Below are 21,561 nucleotides of genomic sequence, written 5' to 3' on the forward strand. Positions count from 1 at the left end.
GAGATAATATAGAAATTGTTTTTCTTTTTTTCATGAATAGGGATGTCGAACAAACGTTTTCGTGTTAGAATAGTGAAAAAGACGGCGTTAGGGGTGGGTGGAATGGATTATCTGGATCGCTATTTACTGGAGGTTATTGCTTCTTTTCCGATGAAACGAAAACCTGCTTTTTTGTATGCGGTTGTGACGGGAAAACGGACAGGACAGGCTGTTCAGGATTCGCATTTATTTGGGGTGACGCGTTTATTTGGATGCGCGCCGATGCTTAAGTCTGAAACGTTTGATGCGAGATTAGCGAGTATGATGGAGCGTGATATACTCTCGATCACAGAAGATGGTGTAGAGATACGTGTGAAGGCGGACATTCCTTTTGTTGCGCGGTTTCCATATTTGGATGGTTTTGCTTTTCAGAATCGGACAGACTTATTTTTTGAGCGCTTGCTTTTGGCGGTACAGGTGTTTAGTAATTTTAAGCATGAGCGAAAACATTATTTACCGATTGTTCGGGATGATGTGACGCAGTTAGCCGTGAAGTTTTGGCTGGCAGATATGATGAAAAGTAAGTCGAAAGAAATGGCGCGACGGGATTTCTACAAGGAGTTGGAGAAGTGGTTTTTGGACGGGGAGCCTCGATTTTATGTGCCGCGATTTTCTGGTGGGGATTATATTGGGAAAACGGGGCTTCAAGTGGCGAATGAGCTTGATTTAGCACCGTGGGAGTACTATTTTGAATGGCTGAACGGGTTGCATCAACTCTTTGCGAAATTAGATACAGAATTTCCGATTTTAAATGGTTTAATGCCTGATTCGCAGCTTGGCTTGACAGCTTCCGCGCAAAAAACATGGCAGTTATGGCAGCAAAATGTGCCGATGGAAAAAATGATGGATTTGAGGCGGTTAAAGCTTAGTACGATTCAAGATCATATCGTGGAGATTGCGGCCACGATTCCGAATTTTAGTGTGGACGCGTGGATTAATGAAGCAGCTGTCATTTCGATTTCAGAGCAACAATGGATATCTTTAAAGGATATTAAGCAGGCCTTTCCCAATCTTGATTATTTTCAAATCAGGCTGGCTTTGGTTGCGAAAAGGAGGGGCGCGATATGCAGTTAGAACAAGAATTAGAGCGCTTTTTAGGATTTAACGAATTTAGAGCTGGGCAGCGGGAAGTTGTGGAGCAAGTGCTTCTTGGGAACGACTGCTTTGCGATGCTACCTACCGGAACGGGAAAAACAGTCTGTTATCAATTATCTGGTTATTTGAGCGATGGCGTGGTACTCATTGTGTCGCCACTGCTTTCATTGATGCAAGACCAAGTGGAACGAATGCGCGCGAATGGAGAAAAACGTGTGATTGCGCTTAATAGTTTTCTAAGTTTACCTGAAAAGCAGCAAGCGCTTGCGGAACTCGCACAGTACAAATTTATTTTTGTGTCGCCGGAAATGCTTGCGAATAAGCAAATCCAAATGGCGATTAGAAGGCTTACAATTGGCCTTTTTGTAGTGGATGAAGCGCACTGTATCTCGCAATGGGGTCATGATTTCAGACCAGATTATTTGGAATTGGGAGTGCTTCGGCAGGAATTAGGATCACCGGTAACGCTTGTTTTGACCGCGACGGCCACTAAAAAAGTACGTTTGGACATAAAAAAACAGTTGCGTTTAACGGATTGTGTAGATGTGATTCACTCGGTAGATCGGCCGAATATTGCGATCGTGGTGGAGAATACATCGACGAGGATGGAAAAACAGGCAAAACTGCTTGCGTTAACTGGGGCGTTAAAAGGGCCAGGCATTATTTATTTTTCTAGTAAGAAATTGGCGGAGCGTTATGCGTATGAAATTGGGGAACAACATGGGCTTCGGACGGCGTTTTACCATGGGGATATGAGCGGGGAAGATCGCATTACAATTCAGCAGCAATTTATTCAGAATCAGCTACATTTGATCTGTGCGACGAGTGCATTTGGGATGGGGATTGACAAGGGCGATATTCGCTATGTGATTCACTTTCATATGCCGGGCGATTTGGAGGCTTATCTGCAGGAAATTGGCCGGGCCGGTCGTGATGGTGCGCCAAGTGTTGCGATTTTGCTTTATGCAGATGGAGATGAAGCGATTCAATTGCAACTACAAGATCGAGATTTGCCAGAAGAGGAGCTCGTTCATCTAAGCCCAGCGTTAACAGAGCAATTACCGGTGACGGAACGCCGTTTTCTGGAGTTTTATCGGCAGTTAGGTTTCACGCCAGACCAGATTAAGGAAAAAATTCAATTCCGAAAACGCTGGAAACGAGAGAATTTGTATACGTTCTTAAACTTTATTAAAGGAGTAACGTGTCGGCGTCAGTTTATTCAAACCTATTTTGAGGAAGTCACGAATCACGATAAGCCTGAAAATTGTTGCGATGTGTGTGGCGTGAATTTAGCTGATTTTTACGGTGAAAATCAAGAAATTGTGGAAGAAGCAGGTTGGCAAAAATATTTAGAGTATCTATTGAAATGAGGGTGAGATGTGGCAAATACAGTAGATGCGATGAAAAAAATGTCTAAAAAAGAAATAACGCGTGTTTTTTTATTGCAAAATGGGTTGTTAATTTTGCTCGGAATTGGTATTATTTTTATCAGTAGTGGTATTTTAAATTGGACGAAACAACTTAGTTTCAGTTTAGGCGCCATTATTCTAGCTGTTGTTCTGGCGGTTGTCGTTGGGTTTTTGAATGTGGTCTTTGATCGCTTGCTACCAGAACGTTTAACGGACGATGGTGGACTAAACAAGCTCATTTTTAAAGATCGTGGGATTATCGATATACTTTGGCTGTGCGTCCTCATCGGCGTCGCGGAAGAATTGCTATTTCGAGGGATCATCCAGTTTTACTTTGGTTTTTGGGCAAGTGTTATTTTGTTTGTTTTGGTACATTTCCGCTATTTAAATAAAGTGTATCTGTTGTTCAATATTACAATAACGAGTATAATTATTGCAGGACTATTTCAATTTAGTAATCAAAATTTAATCGCAGTGATAGTGTTCCATATTTTATTCAATTTTATTGGTGCGTTAGATATGAGAAATAGATATCAGAATGAAGGAGGGGTCGCGCATGGTGAAGAAAGAAGACGAGAACATGGGGAAAGAAGACGATCAAGAGTTTAAACAATTAGGTGAAGAGACTGACGATGATTATATTGATTCCATTCCATCACGCTCCCAAAGCAGACGCGCCAATAAATCAAAGAAGGCTATTTTTCGCTACCCGATATTAAACTTATTGATCATTTTCTTCTTACTTATTCCGATTGTCTGCCTAGGTGTTTACTTATTCGTACTTAATTTCGGATCAAACACGGATGATACGGTGAAAACTGAAACAACACAAACGACGACGAAACCGAAAGATGTAAACATCGCGAGCAACGAAGAGAAAGTGAAGGCGGCGAAGGAGAAAGCAGCTGCTGAACAAAAACAAAAAGAAGAAGATGCTAAAAAAGCAGCTTTAGAGAAACAACAAGCAGAAGAAGCGAAGACAAAAGAAGCGGCGGATCAAAAAGCCGCAGCTGAAAAAGCAGAAGCAGACCGTATTGCTGCAGCAAAAGCGGAAGAAACCCGTAAACAAGAAGAAGCGGCAGCAGCTGAAAAAGCGGAGCAAGATCGAATTGCAGCGGAAGCCAAGAAGAAAGAGGAAGAAGAAACAGCAGCGAAATCAACACACACAGTCGTTGCGGGAGATACGCTATACAAAATTGCGCGTCAAGCCTATGGAAATAGTAACGTTGCAGCGAATGTAGCCAAAATTAAACAAGCCAATGGTTTATCGGCAGATAGCGTGCCAATTGGAACGGTATTGAAGATTCCGCAATAAGTGGCTTAAACAAAAATAAGAAAAATCGAGAACAAACAACTATACGTTTTTCTCGATTTTTTTCTGGAGAGCAGGTGTTTCTTTTGTCAAAAGTAGCGTTAATAACCACTGGGGGAACGATTGCTAGCACTAAAACGGAATCGGGACGGCTTGCGTCGGGGGAACTTTCAGGTCAAGAATTAGCGGCGCTTTGTGAGTTGCCTGCCGAGATTCAAGTCGATATTTTTTCTACATTTCAATTGCCATCGATGCATATTACGTTTGCAGATTTGGTGTCTTTGAAAGAGCTAGTTATGACGATTTTTGCGGACGATACATATGACGGAATCGTTGTCACGCATGGTACAGATTCACTTGAAGAAACGGCGTACTTCCTTGATTTGGCGATCAGTGATTCGCGTCCCGTTGTTGTGACTGGATCGCAGCGTGCGCCAGGAGAAGCTGGGACGGATGCGTATGTCAATATTCGCCATGCGATTTATACGGCGAGTGTGAAAGAATTGCGTGATACTGGCACGGTCGTCGTTTTTAATGAGCGTATTTTTGCAGCGCGGTATGTCAAAAAAGTACACGCATCAAACATTCAAGGGTTCGGCGCATTTGGATTTGGCTATTTGGGTATTATTGATAACGATCAAGTTTTTCTATACCAAAAGCCGGTAGAACATGAGTCATATCGGATTAAGCGAGAGATGCCCTCAGTCTGCATTGTGAAGTGCTATTTAGAGGCGGACGGTCTGTTTATTGATGCGGCTCGCGAGGCTGGTGTGGATGGTATTGTGCTAGAAGGTGTTGGACGTGGACAAGTAGCGCCAAAAATGATGCCAGCCATTGAACGTGCACTGGAAGCGGGTATTCCGATTGTGATTTCAACGAGTGCGGAAGAAGGAAATGTGTATACGACGTACGATTATGAAGGTAGCACGTATGATCTTTATAAGCGAGGCGTTATTTTAGGTAAAGATTACGATAGCAAAAAAGCACGCATGAAATTGGCGGTCCTGATTGCTGCGGAAGAAGAAATCTGCCAAACCAATTTCAGATAAATAAAGGAGTCGAATAACAGAATGAGTAAAAAGATTTGTATCGCGATCGATGGTCCTGCAGCGGCAGGTAAGAGTACGGTGGCTAAAATTGTTGCGAAGGAATTACGCTATATTTATATTGACACAGGCGCTATGTATCGTGCGGTGACTTTTGCTGCTATCCTTCAAAAAATACCGCTTCATGACGCAAGTGCGCTTGGTGATATGCTTGCTAATACGGATATCCGCTTTGAACCTGGGGAAGTACAGCAAGTATTTATAGGTTCAGAAAATGTGACGGAAGTGATTCGTTCCCATGAAGTCACGGCGAATGTTTCAGAAATAGCAGCCCATCCCGTTGTACGCGAAGAATTGCAAAAACGACAACAAGTATTTGCGACAGAAGGCGGCATTGTTATGGACGGTCGCGACATCGGAACCGCAGTTCTACCACATGCCGAATTGAAAATATTTTTGCTAGCCAGTGTGGATGAACGAGCAGAACGGCGCTATAAAGAAAATATTTCTAAAGGATTCCCAAGTGATTTGGAGCAATTAAAGAAAGAAATAGAGGAGCGGGATCATCTAGATTACACAAGAGAGCACTCACCGCTTCAAAAAGCCGAGGATGCCATCACGCTCGATACGACTTCTATGACGATTGATGAAGTGGCAACTTCTATTTATAAATTAGCGCTTGAAAAAATAACCAATTAAAGCCGGTTGTGTAAAATAAAAAGTCAAAGAAAACAGCTCAAAAAACTTGACAAAAGAGCCATTTTGTAGGAAGTTAGTAGAGAGAGAATTTATCTCGTCAAATAGGATTTTCTAAAAAGAACCGTTTTAGATTGAAGTTGTATTCCTGCTTGTTTACTTTTGAGGCAGTCAATCTTGCGAAAGTCCTAATTACGATAAACGTTTTTAGAGGAGGGCTATACATGTCTGAAGAATTAAATGGTGTAGAAGTTAGAAATTTTGAAGAAGGCGACAAAGTAACTGGTACGGTTACTAGTGTAGAGGATAAACAGGTTTACGTTGGTATTCCTGATTCCAAATTAGATGGTGTTGTCCCAATCAGTGAATTATCTAATGTTCATATTGAGCAAGCATCTGATGTTGCAAGCGTTGGCGATACGCTAGATTTAATCGTTTTGAAAGTAGAGGACGATGTATTAGTGTTGTCTAAACGTAAAGTAGACGCGCTCCAATCTGTCGATGATATTAAAGCAAAATTTGAATCCGGCGAAGTATTTGAAGCAGTCGTTAATGACGTTGTAAAAGGCGGATTAGTGGTTGATTTAGGCGTGCGTGCATTCGTGCCAGCATCGCTTGTTGAAGACCATTTTGTAGAAGATTTTGCATCGTATAAAGATCAAACATTGACGTTTAAGGTCGTTGAATTTGAGCCAGAGAACAACCGTGTGATTCTATCGCATCGTGCTGTTGTCGAAGCTGAAAAATCAGGCAAAAAACAAGAGCGTTTGAACGAAATTAAAGAAGGCGATGTTGTCGAAGGTACAGTTCAACGCTTAACTAGCTTTGGCGCTTTCGTTGATATGAACGGTATCGACGGTTTGGTTCATATTTCCCAAATCTCTTACCAACATATCGCATCACCTTCTGATGTTTTAGAAGAAGGCCAAACAGTAACAGTTAAAGTTATTGGTGTTGACCCAGCAAACGAACGTATTTCTTTATCTATTAAAGAAACGCAACCTGGTCCTTGGGATGATATCTCTGAAAAAGCACCAGTTGGTTCTGTCTTAAAAGGTAAAGTAGCGCGTCTTGTCACATTTGGGGCATTTGTAGAAATTTTCCCTGGTGTAGAAGGATTAGTTCACATTTCGCAAATTTCACATCAACATATTGGCACACCTCAAGAAGTTCTAAAAGAGGGCCAAGAAATCGAAGTGAAAGTACTAGAAGTGAATGAAACGGACAAACGTCTATCGCTTAGCATCAAAGCCTTAACAGAGGCACCTGCTGAGGTAACAGATTATGAGTTGCCCGAGGAAAGCACTGGCTTCCAATTGGGTGACTTAATCGGTGATAAATTAAAGAATCTAAAAACGACAGACGATAAATAAGCGGCAAAAGAAATAGTCTTTCACGCTTAAATAGGAAAAAGCGAGGGTCGATGGATGCGTATTCGTTTACGTGTTACTAATCACCTCGCTTTTTATTTGTGAAATTTAAGTTGATACTAGGTGCATTTACTGTTAAACTAAAGAAAGTCTGAAGTAATTTAAAGAAAAAGAAGGTGAAATAATGGTTAAACCAGTAGTAGCAATTGTCGGTCGTCCGAATGTCGGCAAATCCACTATTTTCAACCGCATCGTTGGCGAACGTGTCTCGATTGTGGAGGATATTCCAGGTGTCACACGGGACCGGATTTATAACTCGGCCGATTGGCTTGGACGTGATTTTAATATTATTGATACAGGTGGAATCGATTTAGGAGATGAGCCGTTTTTGGCGCAAATTAAGGCGCAGGCAGAGATCGCGATCGATGAAGCAGATGTCATTATTTTTATTACAAATGGTCGTGAAGGTGTCACAGATGCAGATGAGCAGGTGGCCAAAATTTTGTATCGGTCGAAAAAACCGATTGTTTTAGCGATTAATAAGGTTGATAATCCAGAGATGCGTGATCAAATTTATGATTTCTATTCGCTTGGATTTGGCGAACCTTTCCCAATTTCTGGTTCTCACGGATTGGGCCTTGGAGATCTATTGGATGAGGTATTTAAGAAATTTCCTGAACTCGATGAAGAAGAATATGATGAAAATGTTATCAAATTCTCACTTATCGGTCGCCCGAATGTTGGGAAATCGTCTATTTTAAACGCGCTTCTAGGCGAACAACGTGTGATCGTGTCGGATATTGCAGGAACGACGCGTGATGCGATTGATACGCCTTACGAATATGATGGTCAAGAATACGTAATGATTGATACAGCGGGTATGCGTAAACGTGGGAAAGTCTATGAATCCACAGAGAAATATAGCGTATTACGTGCAATGCGAGCGATTGAACGAAGCGATGTTGTTTTAGTTGTGCTAAATGCCGAAGAAGGAATTCGTGAGCAAGATAAACGAATTGCTGGCTATGCACATGAAGCGGGGCGCGGAATTTTAGTTGTTGTTAACAAATGGGATGCCATTGAAAAAGACGAGAAGACGATGAACGCGTTTATCCAAGATATTCGTGAACAATTCTTATTCTTATCATACGCACCAATTGTATTCGTGTCAGCTCTAACAAAACAACGCTTAACAAACCTTTTCCCGATGATTAATGATATCAGCAATAACCATTCACTTCGCGTTCAATCAAGCCTACTGAACGATGTTATCATGGATGCCGTTGCGATGAACCCATCTCCAATGGACAAAGGCAAACGTCTGAAAATTTACTACACAACACAAGTAGCCGTAAGACCACCAACGTTTGTAGTGTTTGTTAATGAACCTGAAATGATGCATTTCTCTTATGAACGATTCCTAGAAAATCGAATCCGTGAAGCCTTCCCGTTTGATGGCACACCGATTCGTCTAATAGCACGCCAAAGAAAGTAAAAGTGTTGTTGTTTACACCAAGTAAATCGGTGACAAGCGCTCGATTTGTGTAAAGCAGCGTGCACATCCTACTTGAAATTATAGGATTAGTGTTCTATAAATGATGATATAAAGGAGTGACTATTTAATGGCGAAAAAACAAAAGGTTGCAGTTCTTGGTGCTGGAAGTTGGGGCACCGGATTGGCACTAGTTTTGATTGAAAATGGGCATGATGTTGTTATTTGGGGAAATCACGCCGATGTGGTTGATGAACTGAATACAAAGCATACCAATCAACATTATCTTCCTGATATGACGCTTTCACCAAAAATGCGGGCAACTCTCGTATTGGAGGAAGCATTAGCAGGCACAGAGATGGTCGTTATTGCGATTCCAACGAGCGCTATGAGGATTGTTTGTAGTCAGTTAAATGATGCCTTAAAAGAGCCGACATTGCTCGTACACGTGAGTAAAGGAATCGAGCCTGATACGAACTTGCGTATGACACAGGTAATTGAAGAAGAAGTAGATGCTTCGAAACGCTCCGCTGTGGTCGTTCTTTCTGGGCCAAGTCACGCAGAAGAAGTAGTTCGCCATCACCCGACAACACTTTGCGCTAGCTGTAAAGATCTTGTTGCTGCAAAAATCGTGCAGGATGCCTTTTTAAATAATAACTTGCGAATCTATACGAATGAAGATGTTATTGGCGCTGAAATTGGCGGTGCGCTTAAAAATATTATCGCACTTGGCGCTGGTATTGTTGATGGCCTTGGTTATGGCGATAATGCGAAAGCGGCTCTCATGACGCGTGGTATGGCTGAAATCACTCGACTCGGCGTAACGGCAGGTGCAGATCCACAGACATTTTACGGTCTTACTGGGATTGGCGATCTAATTGTGACCTGTACGAGTGTGCATTCGCGAAATTGGCGCGCGGGTAATATGTTAGGTAAAGGCCAAAACTTAGATTCTGTTCTTGAGAATATGGGAATGGTTGTGGAAGGTGTTCGTACGGCGAATGCTGTTCATCAATGGGCACAGAAACTTGAAATCGATATGCCGATCACGGAAGCCATTTACCGAGTGCTATTCGAAAAAGATGATCCCCAGACTGCGATCGACCGTCTTATGGGACGCGATCCAAAGTTGGAAAAAGAAGAGTATTAAACAAGAAAACCTTTTGCGAGTTAGCTCGTGGAGGGTTTTATTTTTGTTTTATGATAAGATGAGAGTATAGATTTATCTAATTTGGAGGGATGAAATGATGATAGAAACGCAAAGAACTGGAAATCAATTAGCGCTTACATGGTCGGTCGGAGATATTCCAATGGGCTCTACGATTTTTGAGAGCCGCTCGTTACAACCAGAGGCTTCTAAAAAACAACTATTAGTTATGGACGGTGAGACACGACTTGTGCTCGTAACGGAAGACTTGCCGGTTTTCTTCACGATTCAAAAACCTGATGGAACAAGTCAAGTTATTGGAGAACGGATTATCCCGCTGGAAGGTTGTTTTAATTTCCGTGATATGGGCGGCTATACGAATGAAGCAGGTAAAACGGTGAAATGGGGGCAGTTATATCGGTCATCATTGCTAACTAATTTGACGCCGAAAGATCAAGATGCATTGGAGGCTATGGGCATAAAATGGATCTGTGATTTGCGCAGCACATCAGAAATCGCAGCAAAACCATCCCCCGAATTAGCGAACATTAAAAATCGTCATATTCCAATTGGAACGGCAAAAAATGAATCAAATGAAACGCAAAAAATAGATATTCCGGACGATCATCGCGTTTACGAACCTTTAATGGGAGAGAGTTATCGTGTTTTTGTTCAATCTATCGATGGTTTCCGTGAGATATTTGATTATATCATCGAGGAAAAAGAACTGCCATTCTTATTTCATTGCACCGCAGGAAAAGACCGTACAGGCGTTTTAGGAGCGCTTTTGCTTAAACTGCTCGATATCCCAGAAAAAACAATTTTAGCTGATTACGAGCTTACAAATCAGTATGCGGATAATATCCTTGGTGAAATGCAAGGTTTGGTGGATGTGTTCTCTGGGGGGGATAAAGAGATTGAGCTAGAGAATTTCCGACCAATGGCAGAAGCAAAACCCGCGTATCTCGAAATTGCTTTTGATGAAATGCGAAAAAAATATGGATCTGTGGACGCGTATCTAGAAAAGGGAATTGGAATTACGGCGGATAAAAAGGCAATATTTCAATCTATGATGTTAGAAGGATAATAGTAGTTGAAGCCTAGAGTTGTCTGGTAAAGGCACAGATTTTAGTCGTTTTTTTAAGGAATTTGAACTATTTTTGCTATTTGACACGTTTTTGCTTGCTATTATAGGTCTCTCGCGTTAGTATTATGCTTAACAGCTTGATACAATCACGTTTGTGCAACTAGGACTAGGGAGAACAAAGGAAATCTTTTTTGTAAAAAACAAAGCTTTTCGCTTCTTAATCCTTGCAGTTGTAGGGATAATGTGATAATCTTTTATCAGAATCACTGAAACGGCAGTAAAATGCCATTCCAGCAGAAATTCTTCTTAGAATTTCCATAGAAGTTTAGCTTATTTTGGAAAATGGATATTCCACATGTTTAGTAAGACCTGATCATTTGGTATTATTCTCTTAAGGAGGTGAAAAAACAATGGCAAACAAAACTGATTTAGTAAATAGCGTAGCAGAACTTGCAGATCTTTCTAAAAAAGACGCTGCTAAAGCTGTAGAAGCTGTTTTTGAAACTATCCAAACTTCTTTATCTAAAGGTGAAAAAGTTCAATTAATCGGATTTGGTAACTTTGAAGTTCGTGAACGTGCTGCCCGTAAAGGACGCAACCCACGTACGAAGGAAGAGATTGACATTCCTGCAAGCAAAGTTCCTGCATTCAAACCAGGTAAGGCGCTTAAAGAAGCTGTTAAATAACTACATACACTTTTTAAGCACGAAAAAGGGATTCCTCGGAGTCTCTTTTTTGTTGTCTAAAATTATGTTTGATTTATCACAAAGAGCACAAGGCAAGCGTGGGGATTGGGACTATTTTAGGCGGCTCAAGCAATTAACATTTACCTGATATGCTAGCTATGTTAAAATAACGAGGTAGATAAAAACGGGTTGGTAAAGGGGATTATCATGGAGCAAATAGATAAGCAAAAAATTGCAGATGCAGTGAAGGTTATATTAGAAGCGGTTGGAGAGAATCCAGAGCGTGAAGGGTTACTTGATACACCAATGCGTGTCGCCAGAATGTATGAAGAAGTTTTTTCAGGACTAAAGAAAGATCCATCGATACATTTTAATACGGTTTTTGAAGAGCAGCATGAGGAACTAGTGTTGGTGAAAGATATTCGCTTTTCATCGATGTGCGAGCATCATTTGGTACCGTTCTTTGGTGTTGCACATGTTGCTTATTTACCGCAAAATGGTCGTGTAGCTGGACTGAGTAAGTTGGCGCGGGTTGTTGATGACGTGAGTAAGCGTCCGCAATTGCAAGAACGCATAACAACGACAGTTGCTGAAATTATGATGGATAAATTGAAGCCGCTTGGTGTGATGGTTATTATGGAGGCGGAGCATATGTGCATGACAATTCGTGGTGTCAACAAGCCAGGGGCAAAAACGATTACGAGTGCTGTTCGTGGCGCTTTCCGTAACAATGATAAATTGCGAAGTGAAGTTATGGCTTTGATTAAGCATTAAGTTTGAAACTATAATTTTTTCGTGGAGGCTGTAGCGTAGTGTATTGTTATGGGCTTTTGTGAAGAATATGATATAATTTACAGTATTATGATAAACGAGATTTGAAGGGGATTTTGAAAATGAGTTATCAAGGTAGTGTAGCGCAGTTAAAACAGGTGGAAGCACTTGTTTTAGACCGAACAACTTATCGATTTCTGGGGGATAACTTTGACGGGCCGCAAATGGATAAAGACCAGATGTTGTGGTTACATGAAGCGATTAGTGGAACAGAGTTAGATGATATTGTAGCTCACCAAGTAATCGGTGCGACGCTCTATGTTATTTTAGCCCATGATACACATGAAAGAATTGATGAACCGAATGACCAGAAGCAGCACACTTTAAAAGAGCGGCAGTTGACGGTTTTAGCGGGTGATTTTTATAGTAGTTTATATTATCGGACGTTATCTGAATTTGGTATGATTGATTTGCTGGCAGCTTTGCAACGCGGTGTGCAAGAGACGAATGAGGCTAAAGTGAACCTATACCAACTGCATATTACTGGTGATGAGGATTATTTAACGCATTTGGTGACTTCCAAAGCAGCGATTTTTGCTAAGTTTGCGACCTATTTTGGTAAGGATGAAGCTTTTGTCAATGTGGGGTCGCATATGATTTTGTTGACCTATCTTTTGAGGGAACGTACACAGTGGCTGAAAACAGACGAGTCCTTATTTAAAAAGGCGTATGAGCATGGCTATATGGCGATGAATGCCCAAGCCAATTTTGCGGTGTGGCTAGATGATTTGATTGTAACGGTGAAAGCTGAAATAAAGGCAAATATGGGCGGGGTAGCGATCTCTGAAATGGCGGAGAAACGGTTGCAAGAGCTACTCGGACAATAGAGGAGAAATGATGAGTATGGTAGAAACAAAAGAAGAAAAAGTGCATAATGTATTTGAAAAGATTTCTCCTAGCTATGACCGTATGAATAGCCTGATTAGTTTCCGACTTCATGCGAAATGGCGTAAAGAAACGATGGAATTGATGCGAGTGAAAGAAGGATCATCGGCACTGGATGTTTGTTGTGGCACGGCTGATTGGACGATTATGATGGCGGATGCAGTTGGTCCCAAAGGCTCTGTTATCGGTCTTGATTTTAGTGAGAATATGTTAGGGGTTGGGCAGGAGAAAGTCAACGCGACGGACCTTTCCAATGTGACACTAATGCACGGAAATGCGATGGAATTACCTTTTATCGATAATTCATTTGATTATGTGACGATTGGTTTTGGTCTTCGTAATGTGCCAGATTACATGACGGTGCTAAAAGAGATGTACCGGGTATTGAAACCAGGTGGGCTTTTAACATGTATTGATACGTCAACACCAACGATTCCGGGTTATAACCAGCTGTTCTTCTTTTATTTCCGACACATGATGCCTGTCATGGGAAAACTTTTTGCGAAAAGTTATGAGGAATATGCGTGGCTGGAAGAGTCAACGCGTCATTTCCCTGGAATGAAGAAATTGGCCGATATGTTCCAAGACGCTGGATTTGATCATGTTCGTTATGTTCCACATAGTGGTGGGGCAAGCGCGACACATTTTGGGTATAAAAAGAAAGAGCAATAGGTGGGGCAGATGAAACTTAATTTTCTATATTCTAATATTCAGGCGGATGTGGCGGCTATTGAAGAAGAGCTACGAGTCGCCGTAAAATCAGAGCAAGCGCCTTTAATCGAAGAGGCTGCTTTGGAGCTTCTGGCGGCTGGTGGCAAACGAGTTCGACCGATTTTTGTATGCTTAACGGCAAGGCTGGGTCAATTTGAATGGAACCAGGTGGAGCAAGCGGCGGTCGCTGTGGAACTAATACATATGGCATCGATTGTCCATGATGATGTTGTGGATGATGCGGACATGAGGCGTGGCCGACCAACGATTAAGTCGAAGTGGGGCAATCATGTTGCGATGTATACCGGAGATTTCTTATTTGCGAAATCGCTAGAATACATGACAAAAATTCCGAATCCACAAGCGCATCAAGTTCTTTCTAATGTAACGGTGGAACTTGCAGTTGGTGAAATTGAACAATTGCGAGCGAAATATGATTTTGATCAAAATGTGCGGACGTATTTGCGTAGAATTAAGCGTAAGACGGCGCTCTTAATCGCAGCGAGTTGTGAACTTGGCGGGATTGTGGCGCAGTTGGAATCCAAGTGGCATCGCAAGTTATTCTTATTTGGTTATTATGTGGGGATGTCTTTCCAAATTACCGATGATATTCTTGATTTTACAGGTTCGGAAAAGACGCTAGGTAAACCAGCTGGCGAGGACTTGCGTCAAGGGAATATCACGTTGCCTGTTTTCTTTGCAATGGAAGATAAGGCGTTTAAAGAGAAGCTTAGCAAAATAACGGATGAGACATCAAAAGAGGAGATGCAATCGTTTATAGCAGCCATTAAATCTTCTGGTGCGATCGCGAAATCAGAGGTTATTGCTGAAAGCTATTTACAGAAAGCCATCGCTATTTTAGATGAATTTCCACCTTCGAAAGAACTGAAACCATTGAAGCAAATCGTTCAATTTTTGGACAAGAGAAAGTATTAGAGGGGGAAGAGATGATGGAGAGAACTTATTTGATGGTCAAACCAGATGGTGTGGAGCGTGGCTTAATTGGTGAAGTTGTGACGCGCCTAGAGAAAAAAGGATTGAAACTTGTGGGGGCTAAATTGATGAGAATCGATGAGGAGTTAGCAACGCAACATTATGCGGAACATGTAGGTAAGAGCTTTTTCCCAGATCTGCTTGCTTTTATTACTTCTGGCCCTGTCTTTGCGATGGTTTGGGAAGGCGATGAAGCGATTTTGCTTGCGCGGCTAATGATGGGGAAAACGAACCCGCTTGATGCAGATCAGGGGACGATTCGTGGCGATTTTGCGGTACATATGAACCGTAATGTGATTCATGGTTCGGATTCGCTCGAGAGCGCAAAACGTGAAATAGGGTTGTTCTTCAAGGATGAGGAATTGCTGAACTATGAGAAGGCAGTCGATGTTTGGCTTTAAATTGGATAGATGATAGAGAGGCACATGGGTTTTTCTCGTGTGCTTTTGTTATTTAGTTGTTTACGCGAAGAGACAATTATGATATGATATTACACATACACTTTAAAGCGCTAAAATAATGCGAGTTATTTTTCGGATAAATTCTAATTTGAAATAGAGAAAGGGAGTAGAGAAAATGAGATATTTAACAGCGGGAGAATCACACGGCCCAGGATTAACGACGATTATTGAGGGGTTACCAGCAGGAATGCCTCTTTTGGCGGACGATATTAATAAGGATTTAACGAGGCGCCAAGGTGGACATGGACGCGGGGCGAGAATGCGAATTGAAACGGATCGTGCGCAAATTTCAGCGGGTGTTCGTCACGGTAAAACGATGGGTTCGCCAGTTGCGATTTTTGTGGAAAATAAGGATTGGAAAAAGTGGGAGACAGTGATGAGTATTGAACCTGTCCCTGTGGAAAAAGAAGCGTCGCGGAAAGTATCGCGTCCACGCCCAGGCCATGCAGATCTTGTCGGTGGGATGAAATACGGTCATCGCGATATGCGAAATGTGCTGGAGCGTTCTTCTGCTCGTGAGACAACGGTGCGTGTGGCGGCTGGAGCAATTGCGAAGAAGTTGTTACTTGAACTAGGTATCGAAGTCGCTGGACATGTGTTAGAAATCGGTGGTGTGCGTGCAGAATTAACGCGTGACTACTCCATTAAAGAGATTCAGGAAATTTCAGAGGCATCTTCTGTGCGTTGTTTAGATACGGCGAAAGAAGAAGAAATGAAGCAAAAAATTGATGAAGCCAAGAAAAATGGCGATACAATCGGTGGGATCGTGGAAGTCGTTGTTGGTGGCGTGCCTGCTGGACTTGGTAGTTACGTACAATGGGATCGCAAGTTAGATGCAAAAATTGCACAGGCAATCGTTAGTATTAATGCGTTTAAAGGTGCTGAATTTGGTGTTGGTTTTGAAGCCGCGCGTAAACCAGGTAGCGAAGTGATGGATGAAATTCTATGGTCGGAAGAAGATGGCTATACGAGACGTACGAATAATCTTGGTGGTTTTGAAGGCGGTATGACGAACGGGATGCCAATCGTGGTACGTGGTGTGATGAAGCCGATTCCGACGTTGTATAAGCCATTACAAAGTGTCGATATTGATTCTAAAGAAGCCTTTAATGCAAGTGTGGAGCGTTCTGATAGCTGTGCGGTTCCTGCAGCGAGCGTTGTGGCAGAAGCAGTTGTAGCTTGGGAAGTAGCGCAAGCGGTATTGGAGAAATTTGATAGCGATCGTTTCGATGTGCTTCGGGCGCATGTAGAAGAGCATCGCGCTATGACAAGGGAGTTTTAAAATATGCCTGAAATCACGGTAACGACGACAGACAAGGTATATCCTGTTTATATAAGCCAGAATGCGTTGAACGAAAAGGCGGATGCATTCATCGCAGAATTAGCTCGCTTTTCTAAAATTTTTGTGATGACGGACGCGAATGTAGCAGAAGCGCATTTGGAAAAATTAGATACGTTGCTTGCTCCGTTAGAAAATGTCTTTTATTACATCACTCCAGCTGGTGAAGGGGCGAAAACATTTGCGGTTTACGAGGATGCGCTAACGAAAGCAATCGAGGTCGGACTGGATCGTAAGTCTGTGTTGCTTGCTTTTGGTGGTGGTGTAATTGGAGACTTGGGCGGTTTCGTAGCATCCACTTACATGCGTGGCATCGCATTTTATCAAATTCCAACGACCGTGCTGGCACATGATAGCGCGGTTGGTGGGAAGGTTGCGATCAATCATCCGCTAGGCAAAAATATGGTCGGGAATTTCTATCAACCGGAAGCGGTCATTTATGATACCTCACTGCTTGGCACGTTATCAGAGCGTGAAATGCGTTCTGGTTTTGCAGAACTGGTGAAACATGCGTTGATTCGTGACCCAGCGCTTTTGGTGGAATTGATGGAAACGTATAAAGTACCGATGGACTTATATCGTGTTGATTTAACGCCTTATTTAACGCGAGGTATCGAGATTAAAGCGGAAATCGTATCTCAGGATGAAACAGAGCAAGGGATTCGCGCCTATCTTAATTTTGGGCATACATTCGGACATGCGGTGGAAGCTTACGGTGAATTCGGAAAATGGTTGCACGGTGAGTCAATTATGTTCGGGATGATCTATGCGCTTGACATGAGTGAGCAGTTGCTTGGATTAAGCTTTGATAAGGAAGCCTTGTTAAAATGGTTGGCAGGACTTGGTTATGATGTTCGTTTACCAGTGAATCTTGATTTCGCAGTTTTGCTAGAAAGTATGAAGCACGATAAGAAAACAACATTTAATGAGATAACGATGGTATTGCTTGAAGCGATTGGGAAACCGACGATTCAAAAGGTATCGGATGAAGTGATAGCAACAACATTTGAGCGATTAAGTCAGGAGGATCTGGGATGATTAGAGGGATTAGAGGAGCAACAACGGTGACGGAAAATACGGCAGAGGCCATTTATGCAGCAACGGTGACATTATTCCAAGCGATCGTGAAAGATAATCATTTAGAACCAGAAGCGATTTCATCTGTTATGACATCAGTGACGCAAGATATCGATGCCGCATTCCCAGCGAAGCCAATTCGTGAATTAGCAGGTTTTCAGTTCGTGCCCATTATGGGTGTGATGGAAATCCCCGTTGCTGGTGCGCTACCAATGTGCATCCGCTTGATGGTGAATGCTGAATTAGGCGATACGAAACAGCAAGATGTGGTTCACGTATACTTAGAAGGCGCAAAAGTGTTACGCCCGGATTTGGCGAAGTAGGAGGAGAATTGGAAATGAAATGGAAAAAAGAGTTAGTTGGCTTGCATTCATACAAACCTGGAAAACGGGAAGAACAAGTGATGGCAGAACTTGGCTTAACAGAGATTACGAAGCTGTCCTCCAATGAAAATCCGCATGGTGTGTCTAAAAAAGTCACGGATTATATGGCAAATTCGGATGTAAATTTCGAAATTTATCCAGATGGTTGGGCGACAGATTTACGTGAACAACTAGCGGCGCATCATGGTGTGAAAGAGGAGGAACTAGTTTTCACGAGTGGTGTGGATGAGCTAATCGCTTTACTCGCACGCACGCTACTTTCGCCGGCAACTAGTACGGTCATGCCAGCTCCAACTTTCCCGCAATATCGCCAAAATGCACGTATTGAAGGAGCGGAAGTTCGTGAGGTAGCCTTAAGCGCAAACGGAGATCATGATTTAGATGGGATGTTGGCTGCAATGGACGCGACGACAAGCATCGTTTGGTTATGTAATCCGAACAATCCAACTGGTAACTACATAGCGCTAACGGAAATCATTGCCTTTTTACGTCAAGTTCCAACCGATGTATTGGTCGTGCTTGATGAGGCCTATATTGAATATGTTTCCCCGCAACCAGACACGCACACGGCACTTATTTATGAATTTGAGAATCTGATTATTACCCGTACGTTCAGTAAAATTTATGGTCTAGCTAGCTCACGAGTGGGTTATGGCATTGCAAACGCGGCTATTATTAGCCAAATTAACATTGTAAGACCACCATTTAATACGACGACAATGGGGCAAAAATTAGCACAGATCGCGCTTTCGGATCAAGCTTTTATCGATGCTTGTCGAGCGGAAAATGCCGCGGGACGAGAACAATATCAAGCCTTTGCTGATAAAAATGAAGCGGTTTTTGTGTATCCATCACAAGGCAATTTTGTCCTAGTAGATATTGGATTACCAGCGGATGATGTTTTTAGTTATTTAGAGAAGAATGGCTATATCGTTCGTTCTGGTTCCGCATTGGGATTCCCGACAGCTGTTCGAATTACAGTTGGGAAGCAGGCTGAAAATGAAGCGGTCATTGCACTGTTACAACAATTAGTAAAGTAAGGGGTTTTTGAAAAATGAAAGGTACAGTCGTGATCGTCGGACTTGGATTGATTGGTGGTTCTATTGCACTTTGTATTCGTGCGAAACACCCGCAAGCACATATTATTGGCGTTGATATTTCGGAGCAAACGATTTTGGCGGGCGACTCTTTGGGAATTATTGATGAAGGAACGACACGTTTAGAAGAAGTTATCACGCGTGCTGACTTGCTTATTTTCTGTTGTCCCGTGCAACAAACGGAGCGCTTTTTAGCGGAATTACCGAACTATGACTTAAAAGCGAATTTGCTGATTACGGATACTGGGAGTACGAAAAGTCGTGTCATGGAGCATGCAGTAGCGATTCAAGAAGCAGGTCATATTTTTATCGGCGGTCATCCAATGGCAGGCTCCCATAAAAGTGGTGTGACAGCGGCGAAGTCTTTATTGTTTGAGAATGCCTATTATTTATTGACGCCGAGTGAAGGTGAGAATCCAGAAAACGTGGCTCTATTACGTGAATGGTTGGAAGGAACAAATGCGAAATTTTTGGAGCTTTCGGCACAGGAACATGATAATATCACTGGAATGCTTAGCCATTTACCACATATTGTGGCGGCAGCACTTGTGAATCAAACGAGTGATTTTACACAAGAACATCCCGCGGCTTTCAGGTTGGCAGCTGGCGGTTTCCGAGATATTACACGTATTGCTTCTTCTGACCCAACGATGTGGACGGATATTTCCCTTTCGAATAAAGAGACGTTGCGCAAATTGCTATCTACTTGGCGCGATGGAATGAATGATGCGATCCAAATGCTTGAAAATGAGGATACGAAAGCGATTTATCAATTTTTTGATACAGCGAAAGAATTTCGTGATTCGTTACCAGTACACCAAGAAGGCGCAATTCCCTCCTTTTATGACCTATTTGTGGACGTTCCAGATTATCCCGGTGTTATTTCGGAAGTCACAGGCTTTTTAGCGCAAGAAGAAATCAGTTTGATCAATATCAAGATTTTGGAAACGCGCGAAGACATCATGGGTATTTTACAGATTACGTTTCAAAATGAAAAAGATCGAGAACGTGCCAAGCGTTGTATCGAAAAACATAGTTATTATCAATGTCATTTTTAAGGGGGAAAATCATGCAGTTAATCACGGATAAGCAAGGTTTAACGGGGACGATTCAGGTTCCAGGAGATAAATCTATTTCGCATCGTAGCATTATGTTTGGAGCTTTAGCGGAAGGAACAACGACGGTAACCAACTTTTTACACGGTGAGGATTGCCTCAGCACGATCGAGGTTTTCCGAGCGCTCGGTGTCGAGATTGAAGATTCGCCAGACAAGATTGTTGTACACGGAAAAGGTTGGGATGGTTTACAAAAACCAACTGGGATACTCGATGTTGGTAATTCAGGAACGACGATACGTTTGATGTTGGGAATCCTTGCGGGACGACCATTCGATGCTACAATTAAAGGTGATGCGTCGATTGCCAAGCGTCCGATGGGGCGTGTGATGTCGCCGTTACGTGAAATGGGCGCCATTTTTGAAGCGAAAGAAGCTAATTTTGCCCCAGTCAAAGTAACAGGAGCAAAGCTTGAGCCGATGGAATACACGTTACCGGTTGCAAGTGCGCAAGTAAAAAGCGCGATTATTTTTGCGGCATTACAAGCAGATGGTGAGACAACGATTATTGAAAAAGAGAAAACGCGAGACCATACAGAACAAATGATTCGCCAGTTTGGTGGAGAAATTGATGTCACGGATTTAACGATTCGGGTAACTGGCGGACAGCGTTTTGTGGGACAAGAAGTTGTCGTTCCAGGCGATATTTCCTCTGCAGCATTTTTCATTGTCGCGGGGCTTATCGTTCCAGGTAGTAAAATTAGACTTGAAAATGTGGGCATCAATCCGACGAGAACGGGCATTATTGACGTGGTAAAAGCGATGGGCGGAAAAATTACCGTAGAAGAAATTCATGCGGTAGGCGACGAGGCGGCGGGAACGATTACCGTTGAAACGAGTGATTTAGTTGGGACTGAAATAGGTGGAGATATTATACCACGCCTGATTGATGAGCTGCCGGTTATCGCTTTACTTGCTTCACAAGCCAAAGGGCAAACGGTGATTAAAGATGCGGCGGAGTTGAAAGTGAAAGAGACGAATCGTATCGATGCTGTTGTAGCCGAATTATCCAAACTCGGTGTTCAGATTACGGGCACTGACGACGGCATGATTATTGAAGGACATCAAAAATTGCACGGTGGCAAAGTGAAGTCTTACGGCGATCATCGTATGGGAATGATGCTTCAAATCGCAGCCCTACTTGCAGATTCAGATGTGGAACTGGAAAATGCGGAGGCAATTAAAGTGTCGTATCCTACTTTTTTTGAGGATGTTCGTTCGCTATATTAGATTGGAAGACGTGTGCAAAGTTTGCACACGTTTTTATTATGTGTGCAAAAAAAGGGGTATA

At 42.5% G+C, this 21,561-nt stretch carries 22 protein-coding genes; all 22 read left to right on the forward strand.

Features of this window, described 5'->3' with window-relative positions:
• Positions 1-72 precede the first annotated feature (72 nt).
• The 22 genes from UE46_RS06800 to aroA all read left to right on the forward strand — a co-directional run bounded on the left by UE46_RS06800 (position 73) and on the right by aroA (position 21,500).
• The gene (locus UE46_RS06800; RefSeq protein WP_233230997.1) at positions 73-1,113 is read left to right on the forward strand and encodes a YpbB family protein; all 1,041 of its coding nucleotides are present in this window, start codon (positions 73-75) and stop codon (positions 1,111-1,113) included.
• A complete protein-coding gene (locus UE46_RS06805; protein ID WP_036061307.1) occupies positions 1,104-2,504 on the forward strand; it encodes a RecQ family ATP-dependent DNA helicase in 1,401 nt (466 codons plus the stop codon). Before UE46_RS06800 ends, UE46_RS06805 begins: the two co-directional genes overlap by 10 nt.
• A 9-nt stretch (positions 2,505-2,513) precedes the next feature.
• Positions 2,514-3,152: a CPBP family intramembrane glutamic endopeptidase gene (locus UE46_RS06810; RefSeq protein WP_118907491.1), complete on the forward strand. Its 639-nt coding sequence runs from the start codon at positions 2,514-2,516 to the stop codon at positions 3,150-3,152.
• The gene (locus UE46_RS06815; protein ID WP_036061306.1) at positions 3,100-3,858 is read left to right on the forward strand and encodes a LysM peptidoglycan-binding domain-containing protein; all 759 of its coding nucleotides are present in this window, start codon (positions 3,100-3,102) and stop codon (positions 3,856-3,858) included. Before UE46_RS06810 ends, UE46_RS06815 begins: the two co-directional genes overlap by 53 nt.
• Before the next feature lie 83 nt (positions 3,859-3,941).
• Positions 3,942-4,904, forward strand: a complete 963-nt coding sequence (locus tag UE46_RS06820) for an asparaginase (RefSeq protein ID WP_036061304.1) — start codon at positions 3,942-3,944, stop codon at positions 4,902-4,904.
• A gap of 21 nt (positions 4,905-4,925) precedes the next feature.
• Positions 4,926-5,600, forward strand: a complete 675-nt coding sequence (gene cmk, locus UE46_RS06825) for a (d)CMP kinase (protein ID WP_036061302.1) — start codon at positions 4,926-4,928, stop codon at positions 5,598-5,600.
• A 221-nt stretch (positions 5,601-5,821) separates the two neighbouring features.
• Positions 5,822-6,970 (forward strand): 30S ribosomal protein S1, encoded by a 1,149-nt coding sequence (gene rpsA / locus UE46_RS06830; protein WP_036061301.1) that lies wholly within the window; start codon positions 5,822-5,824, stop codon positions 6,968-6,970.
• A 181-nt stretch (positions 6,971-7,151) separates the two neighbouring features.
• A complete protein-coding gene (gene der, locus UE46_RS06835) occupies positions 7,152-8,462 on the forward strand; it encodes a ribosome biogenesis GTPase Der (RefSeq protein ID WP_036061300.1) in 1,311 nt (436 codons plus the stop codon).
• A 127-nt stretch (positions 8,463-8,589) separates the two neighbouring features.
• Positions 8,590-9,609, forward strand: a complete 1,020-nt coding sequence (locus UE46_RS06840) for an NAD(P)H-dependent glycerol-3-phosphate dehydrogenase (RefSeq protein ID WP_036061299.1) — start codon at positions 8,590-8,592, stop codon at positions 9,607-9,609.
• 100 nt (positions 9,610-9,709) lie between these two features.
• A complete protein-coding gene (locus tag UE46_RS06845; protein ID WP_418288442.1) occupies positions 9,710-10,693 on the forward strand; it encodes a tyrosine-protein phosphatase in 984 nt (327 codons plus the stop codon).
• A 410-nt stretch (positions 10,694-11,103) separates the two neighbouring features.
• Entirely contained in the window at positions 11,104-11,379 is a 276-nt protein-coding gene (locus UE46_RS06850; protein WP_003720260.1) for an HU family DNA-binding protein, read from the forward strand.
• Between the two features lie 207 nt (positions 11,380-11,586).
• The gene (gene folE, locus UE46_RS06855) at positions 11,587-12,153 is read left to right on the forward strand and encodes a GTP cyclohydrolase I FolE (protein WP_036061296.1); all 567 of its coding nucleotides are present in this window, start codon (positions 11,587-11,589) and stop codon (positions 12,151-12,153) included.
• 119 nt (positions 12,154-12,272) lie between these two features.
• Entirely contained in the window at positions 12,273-13,037 is a 765-nt protein-coding gene (locus UE46_RS06860; protein ID WP_036061293.1) for a heptaprenyl diphosphate synthase component 1, read from the forward strand.
• A gap of 16 nt (positions 13,038-13,053) precedes the next feature.
• Positions 13,054-13,767 carry a demethylmenaquinone methyltransferase gene (locus tag UE46_RS06865; RefSeq protein WP_036061291.1) on the forward strand — a complete coding sequence of 238 codons (714 nt, stop codon included), beginning with the start codon at positions 13,054-13,056 and terminating at the stop codon, positions 13,765-13,767.
• 9 nt (positions 13,768-13,776) lie between these two features.
• Positions 13,777-14,742 carry a heptaprenyl diphosphate synthase component II gene (gene hepT / locus UE46_RS06870; RefSeq protein ID WP_118907493.1) on the forward strand — a complete coding sequence of 322 codons (966 nt, stop codon included), beginning with the start codon at positions 13,777-13,779 and terminating at the stop codon, positions 14,740-14,742.
• Positions 14,743-14,756: 14 nt separating this feature from the next.
• On the forward strand, positions 14,757-15,200 hold the full coding sequence (gene ndk / locus UE46_RS06875) for a nucleoside-diphosphate kinase (protein WP_036061289.1): 444 nt from the start codon (positions 14,757-14,759) through the stop codon (positions 15,198-15,200).
• Between the two features lie 175 nt (positions 15,201-15,375).
• Positions 15,376-16,542 carry a chorismate synthase gene (gene aroC, locus UE46_RS06880; RefSeq protein ID WP_036061286.1) on the forward strand — a complete coding sequence of 389 codons (1,167 nt, stop codon included), beginning with the start codon at positions 15,376-15,378 and terminating at the stop codon, positions 16,540-16,542.
• 3 nt (positions 16,543-16,545) lie between these two features.
• Complete coding sequence (aroB, locus tag UE46_RS06885; RefSeq protein ID WP_036061284.1) at positions 16,546-17,637, forward strand: 3-dehydroquinate synthase; 1,092 nt, start codon at positions 16,546-16,548, stop codon at positions 17,635-17,637.
• Positions 17,634-17,999, forward strand: coding sequence for a chorismate mutase (aroH, locus tag UE46_RS06890; RefSeq protein ID WP_036061283.1), 366 nt, complete (start codon positions 17,634-17,636; stop codon positions 17,997-17,999). Before aroB ends, aroH begins: the two co-directional genes overlap by 4 nt.
• A gap of 14 nt (positions 18,000-18,013) precedes the next feature.
• Positions 18,014-19,099, forward strand: a complete 1,086-nt coding sequence (gene hisC / locus UE46_RS06895) for a histidinol-phosphate transaminase (RefSeq protein WP_036061281.1) — start codon at positions 18,014-18,016, stop codon at positions 19,097-19,099.
• A 14-nt stretch (positions 19,100-19,113) separates the two neighbouring features.
• Positions 19,114-20,214, forward strand: a complete 1,101-nt coding sequence (locus UE46_RS06900; RefSeq protein ID WP_118907494.1) for a prephenate dehydrogenase — start codon at positions 19,114-19,116, stop codon at positions 20,212-20,214.
• An 11-nt stretch (positions 20,215-20,225) separates the two neighbouring features.
• On the forward strand, positions 20,226-21,500 hold the full coding sequence (gene aroA / locus UE46_RS06905) for a 3-phosphoshikimate 1-carboxyvinyltransferase (protein ID WP_036061279.1): 1,275 nt from the start codon (positions 20,226-20,228) through the stop codon (positions 21,498-21,500).
• Positions 21,501-21,561 lie beyond the last annotated feature (61 nt).

It is taken from the genome of Listeria weihenstephanensis, from assembly GCF_003534205.1.
GTDB classification, from domain to species: Bacteria; Bacillota; Bacilli; order Lactobacillales; family Listeriaceae; genus Listeria_A; species Listeria_A weihenstephanensis.

Bases quoted from the DNA above. Each gene is read 5' to 3' on its own strand.
- UE46_RS06805 (WP_036061307.1), top strand. From the start codon at position 1,104: ATGCAGTTAGAACAAGAATTAGAGCGCTTTTTAGGATTTAACGAATTT.
- UE46_RS06815 (WP_036061306.1), top strand. From the start codon at position 3,100: ATGGTGAAGAAAGAAGACGAGAACATGGGGAAAGAAGACGATCAAGAG.
- cmk (WP_036061302.1), top strand. From the start codon at position 4,926: ATGAGTAAAAAGATTTGTATCGCGATCGATGGTCCTGCAGCGGCAGGT.
- rpsA (WP_036061301.1), top strand. From the start codon at position 5,822: ATGTCTGAAGAATTAAATGGTGTAGAAGTTAGAAATTTTGAAGAAGGC.
- der (WP_036061300.1), top strand. From the start codon at position 7,152: ATGGTTAAACCAGTAGTAGCAATTGTCGGTCGTCCGAATGTCGGCAAA.
- UE46_RS06840 (WP_036061299.1), top strand. From the start codon at position 8,590: ATGGCGAAAAAACAAAAGGTTGCAGTTCTTGGTGCTGGAAGTTGGGGC.
- UE46_RS06850 (WP_003720260.1), top strand. From the start codon at position 11,104: ATGGCAAACAAAACTGATTTAGTAAATAGCGTAGCAGAACTTGCAGAT.
- folE (WP_036061296.1), top strand. From the start codon at position 11,587: ATGGAGCAAATAGATAAGCAAAAAATTGCAGATGCAGTGAAGGTTATA.
- UE46_RS06860 (WP_036061293.1), top strand. From the start codon at position 12,273: ATGAGTTATCAAGGTAGTGTAGCGCAGTTAAAACAGGTGGAAGCACTT.
- UE46_RS06865 (WP_036061291.1), top strand. From the start codon at position 13,054: ATGGTAGAAACAAAAGAAGAAAAAGTGCATAATGTATTTGAAAAGATT.
- hepT (WP_118907493.1), top strand. From the start codon at position 13,777: ATGAAACTTAATTTTCTATATTCTAATATTCAGGCGGATGTGGCGGCT.
- ndk (WP_036061289.1), top strand. From the start codon at position 14,757: ATGGAGAGAACTTATTTGATGGTCAAACCAGATGGTGTGGAGCGTGGC.
- aroC (WP_036061286.1), top strand. From the start codon at position 15,376: ATGAGATATTTAACAGCGGGAGAATCACACGGCCCAGGATTAACGACG.
- aroB (WP_036061284.1), top strand. From the start codon at position 16,546: ATGCCTGAAATCACGGTAACGACGACAGACAAGGTATATCCTGTTTAT.
- aroH (WP_036061283.1), top strand. From the start codon at position 17,634: ATGATTAGAGGGATTAGAGGAGCAACAACGGTGACGGAAAATACGGCA.
- hisC (WP_036061281.1), top strand. From the start codon at position 18,014: ATGAAATGGAAAAAAGAGTTAGTTGGCTTGCATTCATACAAACCTGGA.
- UE46_RS06900 (WP_118907494.1), top strand. From the start codon at position 19,114: ATGAAAGGTACAGTCGTGATCGTCGGACTTGGATTGATTGGTGGTTCT.
- aroA (WP_036061279.1), top strand. From the start codon at position 20,226: ATGCAGTTAATCACGGATAAGCAAGGTTTAACGGGGACGATTCAGGTT.